General features: G+C 34.8%; 21 protein-coding genes and 1 tRNA gene. 11 read left to right on the top strand and 11 right to left on the bottom strand.

Annotation, left to right across the window (positions count from 1 at the left end):
• A complete protein-coding gene (locus NCE97_RS00855; RefSeq protein WP_353776974.1) occupies nucleotides 1-660 on the top strand; it encodes a lipoprotein signal peptidase in 660 nt (219 codons plus the stop codon).
• Here the strand turns inward: NCE97_RS00855 and NCE97_RS00850 are convergent.
• The 3 genes from NCE97_RS00850 to rimK are packed head-to-tail and all read right to left on the bottom strand — an operon-like array spanning nucleotide 629 to nucleotide 3,036.
• Nucleotides 629-1,195, bottom strand: coding sequence for a 5-formyltetrahydrofolate cyclo-ligase (locus tag NCE97_RS00850; protein WP_353776973.1), 567 nt, complete (start codon nucleotides 1,193-1,195; stop codon nucleotides 629-631). The two genes, NCE97_RS00855 and NCE97_RS00850, sit on opposite strands and share 32 nt — an antisense overlap.
• Nucleotides 1,192-2,160, bottom strand: coding sequence for a succinylglutamate desuccinylase/aspartoacylase family protein (locus NCE97_RS00845; protein WP_353776972.1), 969 nt, complete (start codon nucleotides 2,158-2,160; stop codon nucleotides 1,192-1,194). The genes NCE97_RS00850 and NCE97_RS00845 overlap by 4 nt, the downstream gene beginning before the upstream one ends.
• Nucleotides 2,161-3,036 (bottom strand): 30S ribosomal protein S6--L-glutamate ligase, encoded by an 876-nt coding sequence (gene rimK / locus NCE97_RS00840; RefSeq protein ID WP_353776971.1) that lies wholly within the window; start codon nucleotides 3,034-3,036, stop codon nucleotides 2,161-2,163.
• A 113-nt stretch (nucleotides 3,037-3,149) separates the two neighbouring features.
• Between rimK and uvrC the strand changes: the two genes are divergently transcribed.
• From uvrC to hppD, 4 genes are all read left to right on the top strand, one after another.
• Nucleotides 3,150-4,943 (top strand): excinuclease ABC subunit UvrC, encoded by a 1,794-nt coding sequence (gene uvrC, locus NCE97_RS00835; RefSeq protein WP_353776970.1) that lies wholly within the window; start codon nucleotides 3,150-3,152, stop codon nucleotides 4,941-4,943.
• Nucleotides 4,944-4,947: 4 nt separating this feature from the next.
• Nucleotides 4,948-7,179, top strand: coding sequence for a patatin-like phospholipase family protein (locus NCE97_RS00830; RefSeq protein ID WP_353776969.1), 2,232 nt, complete (start codon nucleotides 4,948-4,950; stop codon nucleotides 7,177-7,179).
• Nucleotides 7,180-7,350: 171 nt separating this feature from the next.
• Nucleotides 7,351-8,508 (top strand): homogentisate 1,2-dioxygenase, encoded by a 1,158-nt coding sequence (locus tag NCE97_RS00825; protein WP_353776968.1) that lies wholly within the window; start codon nucleotides 7,351-7,353, stop codon nucleotides 8,506-8,508.
• A gap of 44 nt (nucleotides 8,509-8,552) precedes the next feature.
• Entirely contained in the window at nucleotides 8,553-9,713 is a 1,161-nt protein-coding gene (gene hppD, locus NCE97_RS00820; protein WP_353776967.1) for a 4-hydroxyphenylpyruvate dioxygenase, read from the top strand.
• A gap of 59 nt (nucleotides 9,714-9,772) precedes the next feature.
• Here hppD and NCE97_RS00815 read toward each other — a convergent pair whose 3' ends face one another.
• The gene (locus tag NCE97_RS00815; RefSeq protein WP_353776966.1) at nucleotides 9,773-10,420 is read right to left on the bottom strand and encodes a 50S ribosomal protein L25/general stress protein Ctc; all 648 of its coding nucleotides are present in this window, start codon (nucleotides 10,418-10,420) and stop codon (nucleotides 9,773-9,775) included.
• A 27-nt stretch (nucleotides 10,421-10,447) separates the two neighbouring features.
• Nucleotides 10,448-11,386: a ribose-phosphate pyrophosphokinase gene (locus tag NCE97_RS00810; RefSeq protein ID WP_353776965.1), complete on the bottom strand. Its 939-nt coding sequence runs from the start codon at nucleotides 11,384-11,386 to the stop codon at nucleotides 10,448-10,450.
• Nucleotides 11,387-11,530: 144 nt separating this feature from the next.
• On the opposite strand from NCE97_RS00810, the gene NCE97_RS00805 reads away from it, so the two are divergent.
• Nucleotides 11,531-11,612 (top strand) — tRNA-Leu (locus NCE97_RS00805).
• 73 nt (nucleotides 11,613-11,685) lie between these two features.
• On the opposite strand, the gene NCE97_RS00800 is transcribed toward NCE97_RS00805, so the two are convergent.
• On the bottom strand, nucleotides 11,686-12,660 hold the full coding sequence (locus NCE97_RS00800) for a hypothetical protein (protein ID WP_353776964.1): 975 nt from the start codon (nucleotides 12,658-12,660) through the stop codon (nucleotides 11,686-11,688).
• Nucleotides 12,661-12,669: 9 nt separating this feature from the next.
• A complete protein-coding gene (locus tag NCE97_RS00795; RefSeq protein ID WP_353776963.1) occupies nucleotides 12,670-13,839 on the bottom strand; it encodes a tetratricopeptide repeat protein in 1,170 nt (389 codons plus the stop codon).
• Between the two features lie 711 nt (nucleotides 13,840-14,550).
• On the opposite strand from NCE97_RS00795, the gene NCE97_RS00790 reads away from it, so the two are divergent.
• The 3 genes from NCE97_RS00790 to NCE97_RS00780 all read left to right on the top strand — a co-directional run bounded on the left by NCE97_RS00790 (nucleotide 14,551) and on the right by NCE97_RS00780 (nucleotide 16,488).
• On the top strand, nucleotides 14,551-14,934 hold the full coding sequence (locus NCE97_RS00790) for a hypothetical protein (RefSeq protein WP_353776962.1): 384 nt from the start codon (nucleotides 14,551-14,553) through the stop codon (nucleotides 14,932-14,934).
• 14 nt (nucleotides 14,935-14,948) lie between these two features.
• Nucleotides 14,949-15,278 (top strand): pYEATS domain-containing protein, encoded by a 330-nt coding sequence (locus NCE97_RS00785; RefSeq protein ID WP_353776961.1) that lies wholly within the window; start codon nucleotides 14,949-14,951, stop codon nucleotides 15,276-15,278.
• Between the two features lie 82 nt (nucleotides 15,279-15,360).
• Nucleotides 15,361-16,488 carry a glycoside hydrolase family 26 protein gene (locus NCE97_RS00780; RefSeq protein WP_353776960.1) on the top strand — a complete coding sequence of 376 codons (1,128 nt, stop codon included), beginning with the start codon at nucleotides 15,361-15,363 and terminating at the stop codon, nucleotides 16,486-16,488.
• Between the two features lie 69 nt (nucleotides 16,489-16,557).
• On the opposite strand, the gene NCE97_RS00775 is transcribed toward NCE97_RS00780, so the two are convergent.
• Nucleotides 16,558-17,772: an ARPP-1 family domain-containing protein gene (locus NCE97_RS00775; protein ID WP_353776959.1), complete on the bottom strand. Its 1,215-nt coding sequence runs from the start codon at nucleotides 17,770-17,772 to the stop codon at nucleotides 16,558-16,560.
• A 241-nt stretch (nucleotides 17,773-18,013) separates the two neighbouring features.
• Here NCE97_RS00775 and NCE97_RS00770 point away from each other — a divergent pair, with 241 nt between their 5' ends.
• Complete coding sequence (locus NCE97_RS00770) at nucleotides 18,014-19,240, top strand: tetratricopeptide repeat protein (protein ID WP_353776958.1); 1,227 nt, start codon at nucleotides 18,014-18,016, stop codon at nucleotides 19,238-19,240.
• A 9-nt stretch (nucleotides 19,241-19,249) separates the two neighbouring features.
• On the opposite strand, the gene NCE97_RS00765 is transcribed toward NCE97_RS00770, so the two are convergent.
• The 3 genes from NCE97_RS00765 to NCE97_RS00755 form a co-directional block, all read right to left on the bottom strand.
• Nucleotides 19,250-19,624: a hypothetical protein gene (locus NCE97_RS00765; protein WP_353776957.1), complete on the bottom strand. Its 375-nt coding sequence runs from the start codon at nucleotides 19,622-19,624 to the stop codon at nucleotides 19,250-19,252.
• 2 nt (nucleotides 19,625-19,626) lie between these two features.
• Complete coding sequence (locus tag NCE97_RS00760; protein ID WP_353776956.1) at nucleotides 19,627-20,394, bottom strand: T9SS type A sorting domain-containing protein; 768 nt, start codon at nucleotides 20,392-20,394, stop codon at nucleotides 19,627-19,629.
• Between the two features lie 127 nt (nucleotides 20,395-20,521).
• On the bottom strand, nucleotides 20,522-21,958 hold the full coding sequence (locus NCE97_RS00755; protein WP_353776955.1) for a hypothetical protein: 1,437 nt from the start codon (nucleotides 21,956-21,958) through the stop codon (nucleotides 20,522-20,524).
• A gap of 107 nt (nucleotides 21,959-22,065) precedes the next feature.
• Between NCE97_RS00755 and NCE97_RS00750 the strand changes: the two genes are divergently transcribed.
• Nucleotides 22,066-22,590, top strand: a complete 525-nt coding sequence (locus NCE97_RS00750) for an RNA polymerase sigma factor (protein WP_353776954.1) — start codon at nucleotides 22,066-22,068, stop codon at nucleotides 22,588-22,590.
• Nucleotides 22,591-22,628 lie beyond the last annotated feature (38 nt).

Raw genomic sequence — 22,628 nt, 5'->3', positions numbered from 1 at the left:
ATGTCATTAAAGAAAACAATCATTTTCATCGTTGTTATTTTATTGATTGATCAAATCAGCAAAATATACATCAAGACAAACTTTATCTTAGGAGAAAGTGAGCTGGTTTTTAACTGGTTTCAAATTCACTTTGTAGAAAATGATGGTATGGCTTGGGGCACCAAGATCAGTGATTTTGTTTCTTTTATTTCGGACAGAACAGCTAAGCTTTTACTTACCTTATTTAGAATTGTTGCCGTAACCGGAATCGGATATTGGTTATACAAGAGTATAGGAGAAAAGCGATCCAGACTCATGATACTTTCCATAGCGTTGATTTTTGCTGGCGCTTTGGGTAATATTATTGATTCTGTTTTTTATGGCGTGTTATTTAGTCATAGTGATGGAATGGTTGCTGAAGTTTTACCACAAGGAGGCGGCTACGATAGTGTGTTTCATGGTAAGGTAGTAGACATGTTATATTTCCCAATCTGGGATGGCGTGTTACCTGAATGGATACCGTTTGTTGGAGGTGAATACTTCAGTTTTTTCGATCCGGTTTTTAATGTGGCAGATGTTGCTATAAGCACAGGAATAGGCATCCTTATTTTCTTCAACAAGAAAGTATTTCAAAAGCCTGAAGAGCGTATTATTCAAACGTATATAGGCGAAGAGGAGTAATACAATAATCCAATCGGATATCACTTTTTTCGACACCCTCAATTTCGGTATCAGCTTCAAAAAAAGACAATCCAATTTTTAAGGTTTCAGGCTTGCACTGTTGTAAGAAGCGATCGTAAAATCCTTTTCCATAACCAACACGGTTTCCAGAGTTGTCAAATGCAAGCAATGGCACAAACACAACTTGTAGCTGCTGACTGTCTATTGGAATACCATCTACCGGTTCAGGGATATTATACTCGTTTGTTGTGAGGATAGTATTGTCAGTCAACAAGTAATGACTCATTGACAAGGTTTCAAAATTACTTTTAGACACCACAATATGTTTGTCTTTTCCGTTTAGAATATTCAGAATATATTCAGTATTCACTTCTTTATGTTCAACAATTGGAAGATAAATATGATAGTAGTTGTAACTCCAAATAGGGAGTTCTAATAAACGATTGGAGATAGCAATGCTAAGGTCTTCAATGTCTTCCGAAGAGAATTCTTTTCGTAGCGCCTTATATTTTTTTCTGAGCTCACTTTTGGTCATGCCTCAACTGCTGTAGAAATATGAAAAATGGCATCGCCTTGATACACAATAGGTGATTCATTAATATTGAAGATATAGCCATCATTTGGTGCCTTTACAGGAAAGCTTGGACTACCATAAGGATCTGTAATATTACCAATAGGATCTCCCTTTTTTACTCTAGAATTTATCTTGACGGATGGCTTGAACATCCCAGAACGGTTGGCTCTAATCCATTTACTGCTCGAGATAAAAACACATTTCTTTTTTGGTTTTGACACCTTGAACTTATTGCTCAGCATGTCTAAATGATTGAGAACACGCTTGGCACCATTCACACCAGTATTGGTTACATTTGGGTCTATGTGAAAAGATTTCCCGCCTTCAAACAATAACATCGGAATACCTAGTTTATAGCATGTATTCCTGAAAGATTTATTTAGGTTTTTTGAGTAAAGCACAAAAGGAGCACCAAACACTTCAGCCAACTCATCTAGAATAACTTCGCCTTTAATAATGCGAATCTGAGCAGCGTTAAAACGATCAGCACCACCAGTATGGAAATCCATTATCAAATCTACATGAGGTACTATTTCTTTTATGAGCTTATGGGCAACTCGACTAGCCAAAGAACCTTCTTTACTTCCTGGGAAAACCCTGTTGAGGTCACGACCATCTGGAAATTCGCGATCCATTTGTATAAACCCAAAAACATTAATTACAGGAATACAAATAATGGTACCTCTTTTAGGTTTATTAATTCCCTTAGCAATAATTTGTCGTACAATTTCTATTCCGTTGACTTCATCTCCGTGAATACCAGCAGTAATCAATACTGTAGGTCCAGGCTTCTTTGATCGTTCTATAATTACAGGAACATCAATAGTGTTTTGTGTGTGTAATTTTGCAACATTAAAACTGACAGTCTTCCGTTCTCCAAGAGCAACTTTTTCTCCTAAAATTTCTAGAATTTCTTTCTCACTCATCTAGCGTCTGTTTCGTTCAATAAAAGTAATAATAGCCCTTGCAATATTTTTTTGTGTAGCCTTTTCTATACCTTCTAAACCAGGAGTAGAGTTAACTTCCATTAGTAGTGGGCCACGATTAGATTGCAACATATCAACACCACAAACAGGAAGCTTTAAGGCTCGAGAGGCTTTTATGGCAAGCTTTAATTCAGCTTCAGAAAGCTTGATGTAATTTGCAGAGCCTCCTCTGTGTAAGTTAGACCTAAACTCACCTTCTTTTCCTTGGCGTTTCATAGCACCAACTACTTGTCCATCGACAATTAGAGCTCTAAGGTCAGACCCTTTAGCTTCTGCGATATACTCTTGTACCAATGCTCTGGCTTGTAATCCGTTGAAAGCTTCCAAAACAGATTCCGCTGCGTTCCTGGTTTCAGCTAAGACAACACCAAGTCCTTGAGTACCTTCAAGAAGTTTAATGATTACAGGAGTGCCACCAACACGCTCAATCACTTCCTCAACATCTCTAGAGTAATTAGTGAAAACGGTTTTAGGCATGCCAATACCAGCCTTAGAAAGACGCTGAAAACTTCTCAGTTTATCTCTAGATCGAATGATTGCATCCGAAGTTACCGTTGTAAAGACATTCATCATTTCGAACTGTCTAACCACTGCACATCCAAAAAAGGTTACTGAGGCACCAATTCTCGGAATGATCGCATCAACGTAGTCTAAATATCGATCTTTATAATAAATGGTTGGCTTTTCTTTCTCGATAATTAAGTCACACTTTAAAGGGTCAATAACTTCAATATCATGACCTCGGCTTTCACCTTCTTCAATAAGTCTTCTGGTGGAATATAAATGCTCGTTGCGAGAAAGAATAACAATATTCATCTAAGTACTTATATGTATAATGTTTGTGTGCTAAAGTTAGCAAAATAAGTTAAAGAAGAGAGAAGCGATTAAAACTTTAGCGCAGGTAAAACTTTTAATTTACCTTTGATTTAGTGAGCGATTCAAGTCTAGATATTCAAATAAAAACCCTGCCCAATCAACCTGGTGTTTATCAGTATTACGATAAAGACGATAAAATCCTTTATGTAGGGAAGGCAAAGAACTTAAAAAAGCGTGTTAGTTCATACTTTACAAAACAGCACGAATATGGAAAAACTCGAGTTTTAGTTAAGAAAATAGCATCGATAAAACATATTGTTGTCGATACTGAAACCGATGCCTTATTGCTTGAAAACAATCTAATTAAAAAGTATCAGCCACGGTATAATGTGATGCTCAAAGATGACAAATCCTATCCTTGGATTTGCATCAAGAAAGAACGATTCCCAAGAGTGTTTTCTACCCGTCGTGTTATTAAAGATGGATCTGAATATTTTGGACCTTATACAAGTGTAAAGACTGTAAAGACACTTTTAGATCTAATCAAAGGGCTATACCAGTTAAGGACATGCAATTATGACCTTTCGGAAGAAAAGATAAAAGCAGGAAAATACAAAGTTTGTTTAGAGTACCATTTAGGAAACTGCAAAGGACCATGTGAAGGACTTCAAACTGAAACTGACTATCATGAAAACATCAAATCGATAAAGGACATCTTGAAGGGGAACTTCAAAAATTCACTGCAACAGTTCAAGAACCAAATGAAAATGTTTGCAGAAGAGATGCAGTTTGAAGATGCTCAGAAAGTAAAGGAAAAGATTGAGATTCTTGAAAATTATCAGGCTAAGTCCACTATAGTAAATCCTAAAATCAGCAACGTAGATGTGTTTTCTATTACGAGCGATGAAAGCTATGGTTATGTGAACTTTTTACAATTGTCTTATGGCTCTATCATCAGATCACATACGATGGAGATTAAGAAAAAGCTTCAAGAATCTGATGAAGAATTATTACAATTGGCAATTACCGAAATACGACAGCGATTTCAATCTAATTCAAAAGAAATCTATGTGCCTTTCGAAGTCGATTTAGGCGATACAATTAAAGTGACTGTGCCTAAGTTGGGCGATAAAAAACGAATTGTAGAACTGTCTCATCGAAATGCGATTTATTACAGAATGGATCGTTTGAAGCAAATAAAAATCACTGATCCAGATCGTCATGCAAACCGAATAATGGCACAGATGAAAGCCGATTTGCGTCTTTCGGAAGAACCAAGGCATATAGAGTGTTTTGATAATTCCAACATTCAGGGAACCAATCCTGTAGCAGCCTGTGTGGTATTTAAGAATGGAAAACCAAGCAAGCGAGACTATAGACATTTCAATATTAAAACTGTTGAAGGTCCAGACGATTTTGCGTCGATGGAAGAAGTGGTTTACAGACGTTACAAACGTCTTCTTGATGAAGAGCAGCCATTGCCTCAACTCATTATTATTGATGGAGGAAAGGGACAATTATCTTCAGCATTAAAAAGCTTGGACGCTTTAGAACTTAGAGGTAAGATTGCCATTGTCGGAATTGCGAAACGTTTAGAAGAATTATTTTATCCAGATGATCCAATTCCATTATATTTAGACAAAAAAAGCGAAACCCTCAAAATTATCCAACAATTAAGAAACGAAGCGCATCGTTTTGGTATAGAACATCATAGGAATCGTAGAAGCAAAGGCGCATTAACAACTGAGCTTGAAACTATTCCTGGAATTGGCGAGCAAAGCATTGTGGAGTTGATGAAACGTTTTAAATCCGTTAAGCGAATTACGCAAGCATCGTTAGACGAATTGTCTGAAGTTGTAGGACAATCTAGAGCAAAAAAAGTATTTGACTATTATCATAAGAAATAGAATATTGAAAGTTAAGTTACTCATTATACTACTGTTGTTGGTTTTTATTGGTAAGATTGAAGCACAAGACTACCCAAAAGAGCCAAAAGTAGGCTTGGTATTGAGTGGTGGAGGCGCTAAAGGATTTGCCCACATAGGCGCGTTGAAGGTTATCGATAGCTTAGGGATTAAAGTCGATTACATAGCTGGTACAAGTATGGGAGCTATCGTCGGATCGCTTTATGCTTCTGGTTATTCTGGTAAAGAACTAGACTCTATTTTCAAGAATGCCAATTTTGAAGAGATCATCAATGATAAGCTGCCTAGAGAAGCAAAGACATTCTATGAAAAGGATCAGTCCGAAAAGTATGCGGTATCCATTCCATTTGATAATTTCGAAATTCAAGTACCAAGATCTTTATCCAGAGGGCAGAATGTCTTCAATCTATTAACTAAAGTTTTGCTTCACGTCAATGATGTAAAGGACTTTAGTAAATTACCAATCCCGTTCTTTTGTATCGCAACGAATATAGAAACAGGTGAAGAAGTTATTTTAGATTCTGGGAATCTACCCAAAGCAGTTTCAGCAAGTGGTGCCTTTCCGTCACTATTTCAGCCTGTAATTATCGACGGAAAAGTCCTTATCGATGGAGGCGTTGTCAATAATTATCCTATAGATAAGCTGAAAGAAAAAGGTATGGATATTATCATAGGTGTTGATGTGCAAGATGGACTTAGAGATAGAGAAGCACTTCAATCTGCAACAGATGTTTTGTTGCAAGTGAATAACTTCAGGACTATCAATGACATGAAAGAAAAGTCCAAGATTACTGATATCTATATAAAACCAGATATTACGGAGTATACAGTCATTTCCTTTGGAGACGTTAATGAGATTATCGAAAACGGAAGACTAGGTGCAATTGAGAAAGCAGAAGCTTTAAAAGCGCTTGCAAATAAACAAATTACACCACCTATTGAGCGGCCAAAAATCCAATCTGTAGATAGTATAAAGCTCAATGCATTTACGATTAAAGGCAACGAAAATTATACCTACTCTTATATCACTGGAAAGCTAAAGCTCAAAAAAGGTGAAACCATGGATTATTACGATTTCAACAAAGGCATCAATAATCTTATGGCTACAAACAACTTTGAACGTTTCGATTATACACTAGAGCCATTAGGTGATGGTTATGAGCTTACAGCAGAAGTAGAGGAGACCCAAAACAAAACGTTTTTGAAGCTTGGTGTACACTATGATGACTTATACAAGAGCGCAGCTTTGATTAACCTTACTCGGAAGCATGTGTTATTTAATAATGATGTTGCAACGTTTGATTTTATTGTAGGAGATAATGTGCGCTATAACTTTGAATATTACATTGATAAAGGATTTCATTGGAGTGTAGGGCTCACATCTCGATACAATCACTTTGATAAGAACATCAATGCGAGTACAATATTGAGTGACGAACAGCTTCTAAGCACACCAGTCAATAAAGTTGATACCGAACTAAGTGATATTACCAATCGCTTTTTCCTTCAAACATTACTACAAAAAGATTTATTACTCACCTTAGGAGCAGAACACAAACGATTAAAAATATCTACCGAGACCATTTTGGATGACGATGCAGAAGAAGGAGAAACTATATTTGAAAAGTCGGACTTCCTGAGTGTTTTTGGGCAATTAAAGTTAGATTCTTTCACGGACAAGTATTTTCCAAAGCGAGGGTTTTTTGTGGATTGTGATTTTCATTTGTACCTATCATCTTCAGATTTCAATAATACGTTTTCGCAGTTCTCAATTGCAAAAGGTGATTTTGCTTTTGCGTTTAAGCTTGCCAATAAACTGCATACAACTATTGGAACCCAAGGAGGGTTTAAGATTGGTAATGATGATACACAGTCCTTGGACTTTGTTCTGGGAGGCTACGGTAATAACCTCATTAATAATTTTATTCCTTTTTATGGCTACGATTTTCTGTCGTTACCAGGCAATAGCTTTGTAAAGGCCTACACAAATATTGATTTTGAAATATTTAAAAAACACCACCTTATAGCAAGTGTTAATCTGGCTAATATTGATCGCGATATTTTTGAAACAGGCGAGTGGATTACCACACCAGATTATACAGGCTATGCCTTGGGATATTCTATAGAAACGTTTTTAGGACCATTGGAAGCCAAATGGACTTTTTCTGGCGAAACCAAACAAAGCATTTGGTTTTTTAATCTTGGGTTTTGGTTTTAAACAAATTGCTTAACTTTGAAGCATGATGAGTTTCTGGAAATATTTAAAACTTCTATTACATTTTCTTCTGAAGAGAAATCCGGAATAATAGGCATTATTGTATCTTTATAGGACTTTATAGTTCTGAGTATAGAAAAACTCTTTTACGTATCAACTTAAAACATAAAGAAAATGCCATTTTATCATAAATTAGGACAAATACCCCCTAAACGTCACACACAGTTTAGAAAACCAGATGGAAGCTTGTATTACGAGCAATTATTTGGCACCATTGGTTTTGATGGGATGTCCTCCAACTTATATCACGAGCAACGACCAACACAGGTTAAAGAAATAAGAGGAAGTTATAATGTTGCTCCGAAGGTTGCTATAGGCAACAACATGAAATCGTATCGCTTTAGAGGATTTCAGGTTAAACCAGAACAAGATTATTTAAAAAGTAGAAAAGTAGTGCTTACCAATAGTGATTGTAATATCATCTTGGCTGCACCACAACAATCTACTGAAGATTATTTCTTCAAAAATACAGATGCGGACGAATTAATTTTCATCCATAAAGGTTCAGGGAAGCTAAGAACGCTACTGGGAAACTTAGATTTCAAATATGGAGATTATCTCTTAGTACCTAGAGGTATCATCTATAAAATAGATTTCGATACAGAAGATAATCGCCTGTTTATTGTAGAATCGTACAGACCTATTTACACACCGAAGCGTTACCGCAATTGGTTTGGACAATTGTTAGAGCATTCACCATTTTGTGAGCGTGATATTCGCCAACCACAAGAGTTAGAGACTTACAATGAGTCTGGAGAGTTCTTAATGAAAGTGAAAAAGCAAGATGAAATCTTTGATATGGTCTATGCTTCACATCCTTTTGATGTAGTAGGTTATGATGGATTCAATTATCCTTATGCTTTTTCTATTCATGATTTTGAGCCCATAACAGGACGTGTACATCAACCGCCTCCAGTACATCAAACTTTTGAAACGGATGCCTTTGTAGTATGCAGTTTTGTGCCAAGGTTGTACGATTATCATCCGCAAGCAATTCCAGCACCTTATAACCATAGTAACATCGATAGTGATGAGGTACTGTATTATGTTGATGGAGACTTTATGAGCCGAAACGATATCGACGCAGGGCATATTTCATTGCATCCAGCAGGAATACCTCACGGACCACATCCAGGTGCTACAGAACGTAGTATCGGGCAAGTAAAAACAGATGAATTGGCTGTGATGGTAGATACGTTCAAACCACTTAAGGTTACAGAAGATGCTCTAGAAATAGCAGATGATACTTACCACCAATCGTGGTTGGAATAATTAATTAAATCAAACTAACAAACAATTAAATAAAATAATAAATCATGGCAAAAGAAGTAAAAAGTGTAGACTATGGTTTAGAAAAAATCTTTGAAGGCGCTCAAGATTTTTTACCACTTTTAGGAACAGATTATGTAGAATTCTATGTAGGGAATGCCAAACAGGCAGCGCATTTTTATAAAACTGCATTCGGATTTCAATCCTATGCATACAAAGGACTAGAAACAGGAAGTAAAGAGACTGTTTCTTATGTAGTTAAGCAAGACAAAATTAGAATAGTGCTTACGACACCACTAAACTCCAAACATCCAATCAATGATCATATTGTAAAACATGGAGATGGTGTAAAAGTCATAGCACTTTGGGTAGATGATGCACGTAGTGCTTATGAAGAAACAACCAGTAGAGGTGCTAAATCCTACATGGAACCAACTGTAGAAACAGATGAACATGGTGAAGTAGTACGAGCTGGGATTTATACCTATGGCGAAACCGTTCATATGTTTGTTGAGCGCAAAAATTATGAAGGTGTGTTTATGCCTGGTTTTGTGAAATGGGAATCAGATTATAACCCAGAACCACTTGGCTTAAAGTATGTAGACCACATGGTAGGTAATGTAGGTTGGGGAGAAATGAATACTTGGGTAAAGTGGTACGAGGACGTGATGGGCTTTGAGAACTTCCTGTCTTTTGATGATAAGCAAATCCATACGGAGTACTCAGCCTTAATGAGTAAGGTAATGAGTAACGGTAACGGACGTATTAAATTTCCAATCAACGAGCCAGCAGAGGGTAAAAAGAAATCTCAAATTGAAGAGTATCTAGATTTTTACGAAAGCCCAGGAGTGCAGCACATTGCTGTAGCTACTGATGATATTATCAAAACTGTTGAAGGCATGCGCTCTAGAGGTGTTGAGTTCTTAACAACACCACCAGACGCATATTATGAAGCAGTACCAAAGCGTTTGCTCGAACATGATCATGAGTTGAAAGAGGATATAGAAACCTTAAAAGGATTGGGAATTATGATCGATGCAGATGAAGAAGGTTATTTACTTCAAATATTCACAAGACCAGTTGAAGACAGACCAACACTGTTCTTTGAGATCATACAGAGAATGGGAGCAAGAGGATTTGGAGCAGGAAACTTTAAAGCACTGTTCGAATCTATTGAACGCGAGCAGCAACTGAGAGGAACACTATAAAATAAAAAAGACCTGAATGAAAATTCAGGTCTTTTTTTATAAAACTATGTTTTACTCAACTATTCTTGAGCAGCTTCTGCAGCTGGTGCTGCACCTTCAGCTGGTGCTGCTGCTTCTGTAGTTTCATCTTCATCTTCTTCCTCATCTTCAACATTCATTGCAGCTCTAGAACGTCTTACTTGACATACTACAGTGTTGTCTGGATGCATGAACTTGTAAGCATCATTTTCTAATTCAGTAATATAAAGCTTACCACCAATTTTAAGTTTAGTGATATCAGCTTCTACAAAATCAGGAAGATTAGCTGGTAATGCTTTAATTCTTAATTTACGTTTGTTACGTCTTAGAACACCTCCGTTAAGAACACCTTTAGATGTTCCTATAACGTGTACAGGAATATCCATAGTAATTTCTTTGTCTTCGAATAACTGGTAGAAATCTACGTGTAGAATTCTATCCGTTACAGGGTGAAACTGAAGGTCTTGCATAATTGCATTGAAAGACGTTCCGTTATCTAAGGCAATCACAACTGTATGCGCATTTGGCGTATAAACCAGTTTAGAGAAAGCCAACTCTGGTGCAGAGAAATGTACTGGCTTGTCTCCTCCGTATAATACGCAAGGAACCTGTCCAGCATTACGTAAGGCTTTTGTTGACTTTTTGCCCACGCTTTCTCTTTGAGATCCATTGATTGTAATTGATTTCATTACGTGTTTATATTAATTATTAATTATTTACATAATAAATTTTGAACTGATCGATTCGTTGTGATGCACATTGTACATTACACTAGCAAATAAATCAGCACAACTTAAAACTCTAATCTTACTCGATGGTTTAGACGGAATCGAATCCGTAACGATCAACTCTTCAAGCTTAGAATTTTCTAATCTTTCGTATGCACTACCCGATAATACAGGATGCGTACAAATGGCACGTACACTCAAAGCACCGCGTTCTATCATAAGGTCAGCAGCTTTGGTTAGTGTGCCAGCGGTGTCAACCATATCATCGACTAAGACTACATTTTTTCCCTGAACATCACCAATCAATTCCATGTGCGAAATCACATTGGCTTTTGCACGTTGCTTGTAACAGATTACTACATCGCTTTGTAAAGCTTTAGAGTACGCATAAGCACGTTTAGAACCTCCCATATCTGGTGACGCAATTGTTAAATTATCTAAGTTTAACGATTGCAGGTATGGTAAAAATATAGTCGACGCAAATAAATGGTCAACAGGTTTTTCAAAGAACCCTTGGATTTGATCGGCATGTAAATCCATAGTTATAATTCTGGTTGCTCCTGCCGATTCTAGCATTTTAGCAACCAATTTCGCAGCAATAGGTACTCTAGGTTTGTCTTTACGATCTTGTCTCGCCCAACCGAAGTATGGCATTACTGCCGTAATATGCCTTGCTGAAGCACGTTTTGCTGCATCAATCATCAACAATAGTTCCATGAGATTACGAGGCTCTGGATTTGTAGATCCAATGATAAAAATTCGTCGCCCACGTATCGACTCTTCATAGGATGGTTGAAACTCTCCATCGCTATACGTCGATGTAATCACATTACCTAGCGGTACACCATAAGCCGAGGCTATTTTATCGGCCAAAGCTTTGCTTTGGGAACATGTAAAAATCTTCGCTTCGGTAATAGAACTAGACATGGTTAATCTATTGTTTTGTAGCACTTAGTACTACCTGATTTTTAATGAGGTGCAAATTTAGGAATTTATTTCAACTGGGAAAGCAAAAACCCTTTATTTTTAGTTGTTTGAAGTGAATATTTTTATACTTTTGCTGTCCAATTTGCTCAAGTGGCGGAATTGGTAGACGCGCTGGATTCAAAATCCAGTTCCTTCGGGAGTGTGGGTTCGATTCCCACCTTGAGTACAGATAAAATCCGTAATCATTTAATATTAATGAATTACGGATTTTTATTTTTAATGTTTGTACGATTGAAAAATCAATTAACGTCTTCTAAAACTTGAATAAACGAATCAGTATAAAATCGTCTACCACTTATACCTTTGTTAAATAATACATTAACAGAAATACAAACCACTTGAGCACGATTCAACTTAACATAATAAATAGGAGAGATGTTCATTCTTTCATCAGGTTTGTATAAACCTGTTCCTAAGCCGTTAAAAGTAAAAATATTATTAGTCAGATATTCTTTAATTATTGAGTTATCATCCAATCTTAAAAAGTAATCAGGGTCACTTATAATATTAGAATCATATCCAATTTTTTCCCATTTAGAAGTTGGAATCGAAAGGTTTTTAATTGCTAGAGCAACTCTGGAGTTTTGTTCAAAAAAAATGTTCGGTGGATTATCTAACATAATAAGAGAAACAACACCATCTTCTAGATGTCTATAACTTAAGTTATTATAAAATATCTCAAAAACCACAGCAGAAATTTCCATATCATTAATAGAATTATTAATTATTTCAAGTTTTGGCTTAATAATATATACTAAGGAATCATTAAATACTTGACCTTTCTTTTCAATTTCTACATGAAATTTGGTCTCGTATTTTTCATTCAAATTAGATTTTAACTTAATTTCATTTAATTGTGTTTCTACTTCAACTGATTTTATCCCTAATTTAGTTTCTATTTCTCTGTATTTATATTGAATATCATTATTCAGATTCTGTAACTCAAGTGCCTTTAATTCAGAATCTTTCAAACTGTTCATGTACTTTAGTTCTATTGATTTTATGCTATCTTCTTGTTGAGCTAATTTTAATTCTTGTTTATTTTTAACAATCTCTTGATTACCTAAAATAGTGTCAAGAACAGCTCTTTTATTATCTAGTTGCTTAATTTGTGCATCATGCTCAAAATATTGGAAAGCCACCCAACAACCCCCTATAACCATAGCAATCAACTTACTCAAATCTAAAAAAATGTCCAATTTACTTTTACTCATAATTATCAATTATTTTTTCTTTGAATATAATTCGGAACATTTTTTACTATTGTTAAACCCGTTTATCAAGTATCTAAGATTAGGTCCATTGAGTTGAATTTCTTTTGCTCTTTTAAAATCACCATTGGCGGCATAAGCACAAGAGTGAGTAATTGCATATTCTAATTTGTTTGGCAGTACACTATAAGCCTTTTTTGAGAGTTTAAGTGCTAACATATTGTCAGAAGGGTTATCAAATTTATCAACTGATACTAAGACCCAGGCTAAATTATTCATACACATTGGGGAATCAGGATAACTACTTAAAGATTTTTCAAGCATTTCTCTGGCCTCTAAAAACTTATTTTTTTCATAAAGTTGCTGATAAAGGAACGAAAGATGATAGCCGATTACTTCGGTGTCAGATAAATTTTTCAAATATTTTCCTTGAACTAGCTCTCTATCTTTAAGTCTCGTACTGCTAGTATAAGTTAGTCCATTTTGTATTTCTATATTTTCAAAATATTCGGCTGTATTATTATCCCAATTAACAAATTTATTTTTTCCATAATATAGACGAACTAAGGAATGAGATGGAACTTGAATTAAATGCATTTCTAGGTTATTAACCTCAGCTATAGCTAGATATAAATATGCTCCTAAATCACAATCAATTGGGTAAAAATAATCTGACGGATTAATATCAAAATACTCTTTTTGTCTTTCAGTTTCATAGATAGTAACACGTTTATCATTGATATAAGTGGAATATTTATAATATTTTGAGTCATTATTACGTCTTTTATCCTTATAGGCATAAGTAGGGGAAACTCTGTCAATTTTAACAGGTTCTAATGCTTGAAAGAGATACTCTGTTCTAACAGCTGTTTTAAAAGACATTTCACTTAGGGTTATATCTATATGATTTAAAATATTCATTGACTTTTTTCTTGAGTTTAAAGGCTTCCCTTTTAAAACTTTTTGAATCTTAATTGAAGCATTATCAATAAGACTATCTATTAGTCTATATTTAACATCAAATTCTTCAGAAGGTAAATCAGAAATAATTTGCTCTTGTTGAAGTAATTTATGTGCAATTGTTACATATTTCCACTCGTATGGTGAATTTTCTATATTTTGAGAATAAGAGCATTCAAATAAAGAAAAAGAATAGAGGGAAATAAAAAATATCCATTTCATTTTTATGTTTATTTATCCAATTTTGTGTTGACTATTAAATATCATTAATGCCTAACATAAAGTCTACTTTAGTTAACCCATTCCGGAAAGTTGATAAAAGGACTTCTATTGCTTTGTAATTCAAAGAAGGCTTATTTCTATTTTATTAGAACTTAAATAATTAAAAGTTATATAAAATCAAGTACAGCATACTAGCCATACAATAGAATCATATGACAAGTTATTATGTGCTGAATTAATTGCGCAACTCAACTATTAATAAGCTATAGGGGGGGGGGAGGATAACCAATTGACACTTGGTTTTTTACATAATTAAAAGTAGTAAAATATTTTTTAATATTACAGCTACTTCTAATCTTTTCTTTGACAAAACTGAAGGCTTTAGCTATTTAATAATATCTTAAATATAAGCGTAGTATGTAATATATAATGCTGTCTTATATGGTCTAAATAAATAAATTTCGAAATTAGGTATTTTACGAAAAACAGGAAACCTCAACTATTTAATTATTAATAGATTGAGGTTTTTTTATTCGCACTTCGGTTAAAAACATTTTCTATAAGTCGTATATGTTTAGCTAAAAATATTGCTTAGTACTTTCTCAATAACCTAATTAATTTTAATATATTTATTCGGGTAACTGTTTAGCAAACAGGTATTTATTAATTCAATATGTTTATATAATAGATTCATTTTAATCTTCGAAACTAATGGACAAGAAAGCTAAAACCTCACTTCAGGAACAACTGGCCAAAAGCATTAATCGCCTAACAATAAGAATAACATATATTGTATTGATAAGTTTTATAATAATTTTAGCTTTTGTTCTTGGAAAAGCGTGGGCTGAATATAAGGTTGACAAGAGCATAGAAACAGCTGAAGTTTGGTTAAATATTTTTAAAGATGGATTTTTAATCCTAAGTGGAGTGTTAACGACGTTAATAGGGTATTACTTTGGAAGTAAAGGGAGTGAAGTTGTTCTCGATCAATATAAAGAGGTGAGTAAAAAGGCTGAGACATTAGAAGAAAACCTTGAGCGTTCTAGTCCGTCGGATGAAGATCAAACACAAGGAATGGAGTCATTTCCACAATAATTTAATTCATCATTATGAATAATTACAAATTAATTACAATACTTAATACAAAGTTTAAGCCAATTCACTTTAGGCTTAGTGGCAAAGCTCATTATCAAATTTTTCTTAGTATAGAATCAACCGGAAACAATTCTCTCAATGATGTAAAAAGAGTTGAATATTATTTGCATCCATCGTTTAAGAAAAGGCTAAGATCTAGTGTTAATAGAAGTAATAATTTTAGAATTGAAATTAAAGCATGGGGGGTATTTGATGTGAAAGTGACCATTTTTAAAAACGATGGAACAAAAGAAGAATTCACTCAAAGCATGAAGGAAAATTTTAAAAGAGAGGCTATAATTTAATAACTGATTTACTGCTTATAAATGCCAATTTCTAAATACATCACCTGATATAAAAATTAAAAAAGAGATCAATTTTAACACGATGATTTGTAAAACAACAATTCATAATGGAATTATTTTTTTAGCCACTGGGCTATTATTTTTTTCATCACCATTCGTTTGGTCACAAGAAAAAACAAATAAAGATTCAGTATCTACCGAACTATCCATTGAAGAAATGGTATCACAAATCAATACAGAAGTTGATCCTAATTTTGTTTATGATTACGAACAAGCAAAGTTTGTTCCTCCACAAGGAAAAACCCTGCTTATTATGGGACAAACCGTTGAAGGTATTTCAGAATATCTTGAGAATTTCCCTGATCAAAATATCCCAGGTGGCTGGTCAGCGTATTGGGCAGTATCACAATTTAAGGGTGTTACAAAACCCTATAAGAATGACACTGGTAGCTCACAAAATCATCAAATGTTAATTGATAAGTTTCCCAATACAGTTATACAAAGTGGTATGTGGATGGTTGGCAAATGGGATGTTGCTAAGAAAGCTGGTAAAGGTGATTATGATAAGGTCATCAAGAAATATGGTGCTTGGGCAAAATCTACAAATCGACCTATATATCTGAGGATAGGTTATGAATTTGATGGGCCACATAACGAGCTAGAGCCCAAGAAGTATGTAAAGGCATACAGGCGTATCGTTGATCTGTTGAGGAAAGAAGGTGCAAACAATATTGCATTTGTTTGGCATTCACATGCTTCCAAACCGTTCAAGGATTACAAGTTGTCTGCATGGTATCCTGGTGATGACTACGTGGACTGGGTAGGGATCTCCGTTTTTGGTCATGCGTATGGCGGGGCTAATTTCGGCACTTATTGTGATGATGTTTTGGATTTTGCAAAGGCACACAAAAAACCAATAATGATTGCAGAGTCTAGCCCAATAAAAGGCATTGATAAAGAAAACACTGAAGTGTGGGAGCAATGGTTCGTCAATTTTTTCGACTTCATCTATAACAAGAATATCAAAGCAGTTAGTTTCATAAACGAAGACTGGCAAAGACTATATATTCAAGGAATTTCGCACTGGAAAGACGCTCGTCTTTATAATAATGAAAACATATCAAAAGCATGGTTCCAAGAAACGAACAAAAATCGTTATTTAAAGCAATCACCAGAGCTCTTTAAACAGTTGGGATATTCCAAGAACTAATGAGTTAAACTACTGAGAAAGGCGCTAACAAAGTCTACGTATTCATTATGTTGGCTTAAGATGCCAACATTAATTACCATTACTCAACCTGTTGTTCTCATACTGCATTTCATTCTTTTTTGGCGTCGAAGTATCGACAGTCATATAGCTTTTATGAATCCAATTTTGCTTTTCTAAGTCTTCAGTTATAAAAACAATATTTCCTTTATCGTTTTTAATAGTTTTTAGATTCGTGATTTTATTGAGTTTTTTGTCGGTCTTTTTATCATTTTGCTTTACAGCGTTCATGTAGGTTGCAACATCTTTTTTTGAAGCCTCCGTAGTTAGGTCTTCACCTTCTTTACTAATGGCCTCCACGATTACAGATTCCAATAGTTTATCCCATAAATCTGTAAAAAGAGACTTGTTGTTATACACTTCAATACCATAAATTTCTCCATTTATTGTGTAAGCAAAACCAATGGCATCAGGTGTCTTAATTAAAGGTTTCAGCTTTTCAAAAATAGAATCTCTACTTTTTTTGAGTTCTTTACTCTCTAAAGCCAATTGCAAACTACTGTCCGATTCGTTGTCAGTAACATCAACAGCATATCCGCTTTTGTCTGATAAATTTTTATTTAAAGAAGTGCTCTGTTCCGAAACTTTTTGCCATACTACCCCTTGATTATTCGCATGCTTTGCCGCTAACTTTAAATCTTTAGAGGACAACATTTTTGTGTTGGCACTAAAGGTAGAAACGTTTTCGTTGGATCGTTGTCGCCATCTGCCTTGTTCTACACAAAAACTTTCTAAAGGAATATTTTTTGTTTTTGGTGGGATAATAATATCAAAGGCTATTGTGCGATCTTGCTTGCCTCCTTTTACAATATCACCAGAATGAATGAAGACATAGAATTGGCTATCGTTATCTATTGAAAGCTGATTTACAGAGCCAGTTTCTTTCACCGTCACCTCTTTTGCTTCCATAGCTTCAGATAGGGTCTTGTAGGGTTTACCGTCTATCTCTTCCTTTCCTGAAAGGATAAAGATGCTGAGATTTGCTTCTGTCTTCGGATCATTAATAGTGATGCCGTTGATAGTGATGACTTCTTCAGGGCTGGATATCGCAATGTCGATTTTTGCAGGCTTCTCTTGGCATCCAGTTATAACCAAAAAAAGGACTAAAAGTAACGAGGTTCTCATATCATTGATTTGTTTGAAAGTAGTAATGAAAACATCAATAATTAAGCCATAATTAGTGAAGTATCTCTTTTGTGAGGTAAAGTGGTCGTTCCAATGAGTCATTGAGTTTTTCACTTAATTAAGCATAGGGCTTTGGTATGTTTTTTGTGGTTTCGTGTGTATTAACTAACTGCAAGTCAACTGCCTTATGATAAGAAATTCAATCCTTTTTTGCACTAGTTTGCTAATAGGCATAAGTTTAGCAAACGCTCAAAAAGAAGCAGAGTGCAATACAAAACTTTCACTTTTTCATGAATCTGTTAAAGCAAAAAAATATGATGTAGCCTATGAACCATGGTTGTACGTGAAAACAAATTGCCCGGATCTTAGTTTGGCAATTTATGCTGATGGAGAAAAAATACTAAAACATAAAATTAAAGCTAGTACAGTTGAAGAAAAGAAAACACTTATTGAAGACTTAATTGCTTTATGGAAAGACCGTGACCAATATTTTGCCAACAAAACACCCAAAGGTGAATACCTTGCTAAAAGTTGTCAATTACAATATGACCATAAAGGTGAACTAGGCAAGAGCAAAGAAGAATTGTATAAATGTTTTGATAAAGTATTTAAAACGGACAAAACAACGTTTACGCATCCCAAAAGTTTGTACTCGTATTTTTCTTTATCTGTACACATGTACGAAGAAGGAAAAAAACCAGCTGCTGAGCTGTTCAATACATATGACGAAGTCAGTGAAAAGATAGAGGTTGAAATTCAAAATTATTCAGAAAAGCTAAATGAAATACTATCAAAGCAAGAAAGTGGTAAAACACTCAATAGGAAAGAGGTAAAGGCTAAAGATGTTTGCGAGAGTTATTTAAAAAACTACAAACTCATTCAACAAAATATTGAAGCCTTATCAGTTTCAAAATCTACTTGTAATATTTTAATTCCATTGTATTCAAAAAGCTTCGAAACTCATCAAAACGATTCTATTTGGTTAAAGCGATCCGTAAATAGAATGTATCATAAAGAATGTACCGAAGATGTACTCTATGAGCAACTCGTAAAGCAATATGATAAGGTATCGCCATCTGCGGACACTAAAATTTTCGTCGCTACAATTTTATTCAAAAAAGGAAAAGATGCGGAAGCATATAAGTATTTAAAGGAGGCCTATGAGTTAGAAAAGGATGCTTACGAAAAATCAAATTTGGCATATCGAATTGGGGTTATTCTTAAAAAGAAAGGACAATACAGCCAAGCAAGAACCTATTTTTTAAATGCTTTAAAATTAAATCCATCAAACGGAAAACCTCATTTAGCAATCGCAGATATGTATGACGATAGTGCTAAGAATTGCGGTAAGGATAATTTTTATAAAAGGGCTGTATATTGGTTAGCAGCGAAAGAAGCAAAAAAGGCATCTGTTAAAGACCCAACACTACAAAAGAGAGTTAATCAATCTGTGGATTATTACGAGGCTAAAGCACCAACAAGAAAAGAAATATTTCAAATGGATATGTCCGGGAAAAGAATAGATATTGGCTGTTGGATCCAATCATATATTATCGTTCCAAAGCTTTAGTAGTTTATTTTATTCCTCAAGCAATCCATCTTCCTGCCATTGCACAACCTGATCGATAAGAGGTTGAGGTAGTCTGGATCCTCCAAAAGGCATTAAAAACCCAGGGTCAGTTGACGAAATGCGATCAATTAATCCTCTGTTTTCTATAGCCTCCCTTACCTGTTCGAAGGTAAGTAGAGGCATAGGGGCGCCATTTTCAGGCGGTTCAGTATGGCAAACAATACAATTGTTATCAATAATGGATTTTACAGTATTGTCATAGGTAATGACTACGGTTTGTTGAACAGGCTCAATAAGATCATCTTCGGTTACTGTTGTACAACCAACTATAAATACAGCACCAATGAGGATAAAAGCGATGATCTTTATTGAACCTATTTTCATAATTATTGTTTTATAAAACGTTTAGTTTCAGATTGTCCTTCACTGCTAATTCTGATCAGGTATAGCCCTTGAGCCAAATCTGAAATATTAAGACTATCGGAATTAGCATTATTAATGTCTTTAGAAAACACTTGCTTTCCTAGTATGTTAAATACCTCGATAGAACCACTAGCAATATTCGAATTGAAAGTGATGTTTAGCTCAGAGTCTGTAGGATTAGGGTATAACTTTAAACTACTAATAGTAAAGTCACTAACACTAAGTAAGCTATCCCAAAAAGTTACACCATTTTGAGAACCATCTCCTGTATATTGAAATGGCGCATCGGTATCATCTAGAAAAGTACCAGCTGACCAAATACCTTTACTAACGGCAACACTTTCTCTACCGTTTCCACTGCTTCCCCATTGTACAAAATCAACCATGGCAGAAGGCGAACCAAAGCTACCAGAACCTAAGTACAAGCAAAAATCTGCAGCAGTATCATTCATGGCTGCTGCACTAGTAAATTCTACTTCGGCATTTGGCTCTAGATTGAAATCACCACTCAAAAGTGTCATACTACTCAACGGTGCACTTCCAGCGTAGTTAAATAGCGTACATACTCTATAACTACTTATATCCACTGTTGTTCCTCCAAAGTTCTTAACCTTAACACGCTCTGTGCTTGGGTCTACTTCGATCATTCGGATCTGCGAAAAACTAAATGACGTAAAGACAAAAGCAAATGCTAATGTGAATAGGATTTTAAAATTGTAACTCTTTCTCATAATATTTGGTTTTAAAGTTTAATTCTGTGTTTAAATTCGGCTCGATGCTTCAGGCTATGCCTGAAGCAATAAAGCCTAGTTAATTAAAACCTTGTTTAGTAGAATCTTTCTTTTTCATATCTAGGTTTTAATTCTTTTCTAATATCAATTCATCTATAGTGCCATCGCCACTACTCATATCTCTTAGCACAATCATGTCCGAAGTTACACTTACAACATCCCAGTCTTCAACCATATTATCAAGAGGTAACACGTCAGCAAGAAAATTGAGGTTTAATTCTATATCGGTTTCATCGCCAGCGAGTGTTAGCCAATAACCACCAGTATTTTCAGATGATCCTGTAGCAAGTATCCAATTGTTGTTAGTGGAAAAATTAAAGGTGTATCCATTGAATGTATTGGTAAGGTCGGTATCATCAAAGTAATAAGACACAAACCATACTCCTGAGGTAATCGAATTAACCAATGCTGTGTCGTCAATGCTTTCAAAATCACAATTGCTTATGTAGCGTAATTTTTCATTGGCAAGATTGAGATCGCATTCCATATCGCCATTGCTTTCTGTAATCTCGTGTAATCTCCAACTATTATTACAATCTGGGAGTTCGGGGACATCTATCTCTACAGTAATGTCATTTCCAGAACCATTGGCTGACCAGGTACCATAATAGTTCCAAATACCATACTCTGCCATCACAGTACCATCAGCAAAAAACTCAAACCTATATGCAACATAAATGTCTTCGGTATTATTAGAATCGCGTTCTAAATTTTCAACCGTCCAAGCAGGACAACTCGTTAAGAGTTGCGTTAGCTGCTCAACCGTACAATCATTACAGTCATCATCATTGTAATCGTAATCATCATCTTCGTTACAAGCACTGATATTCGCAGAAATAATAGTTTCTAATTCCGAAAGTGAATTAACCACAGTCTCTGTATCATTATATAATTTGGTAGTTATGGGGAAATCGATATTAATAATATCATTGGTGTCTATAGCTTCGATAAAGCTGAACAGCTCTTTATCGTTAGTAAGTGTTTCAGTTCCTATAAGCTCACTATTCGTATTAAAGATTGAAGCAGAAATAGGATATTGAAAATCCAAACATTCAATATCAGTATCAGCTACATTTTCGCCAGCACAATTTGATGCTATGGTTGTTAACTCTGAATTACTAGTAACTTCAATTTCTTCAAAATCATCTTTTATTATTGTAATAGGGAACTGAATCGTAAGGGCGTCCGGGTCATCATCATAGCGATCAAAAACTGCTTCAACATTATCCAATTCCAAAGCATTGGTGACCGTAATATTTTCAGAGTTTGCAGTAACCGTTACAGGGTATTTTATGGTAAAACAATTTGCTCTGTCGAGAATATTATCGACAGAACCATCATTGATAGCAACACGCTGCATTAAGCTTGCAATAGAAGAATTTGAACCTAGAATATTATCGTCTGGAGTATTAATTAACTCCATTTCTTCTTTTCTACAAGAAGAAAATAATATTAGAGTTCCAAGCAAAACCAATGCTGTTGTCTTTAATGTATTCTTAATCATTTCTAAAGTTTTACCTTAAGATACATTACTAAAACAACTTCATCTTTGAAATTCCTGAAAAATTGTAAAAAATATTTCTATACTTTTAGGCTAACAAAATAATTAGCTTGTCAAAAGAACTACACGAACATATTTGTAGCGAATCAGTTTTTGAAGGTGTTTACAATAAATACGCTAAGGATCTGCACGACTTTTTGTACTATAAATACGGTGCAGAATCCAATCCCAATGACATCACCCAAGATGCCTTTGTGAAGCTTTGGGATAATTGTAAGAATGTATCCTTTTCAAAAGCAAAATCATATCTGTTTACTGTGGCTAATAATATGGTTCTAAATGCTATTAAGCATAAGAAAGTAGTATTAAAGTTTCAGCAAACAAAACCTAAGAGCAGTACCACAGAAACACCCGAACATGTGCTGGAACAAAAAGAGTTTTTAAAGCGATATCAAGTTGCATTGAGTAAGCTCACTGAAGACCAAAGAGTTGCGTTTTTAATGAATAAGGCAGAAGGCAAGAAACATGCAGAAATTGCAGAATTTTTGGGAGTTACCCGAAAGGTAGTAGAATATAGAATTTACACAGCTTTTGATAAACTAAAGCAAGAGCTAGGAGATTTTAAATTGAAATAATCAGGAAAAAAAAAGATTAGGTTGTTATATAATAAATA

This window comes from Winogradskyella sp. 3972H.M.0a.05 (genome assembly GCF_040493455.1).
Classification (GTDB): domain Bacteria; phylum Bacteroidota; class Bacteroidia; order Flavobacteriales; family Flavobacteriaceae; genus Microcosmobacter.
The sequence above is the reverse complement of the archived record's forward strand: the minus strand, read 5'-3'. Positions and strand labels throughout refer to the sequence as shown.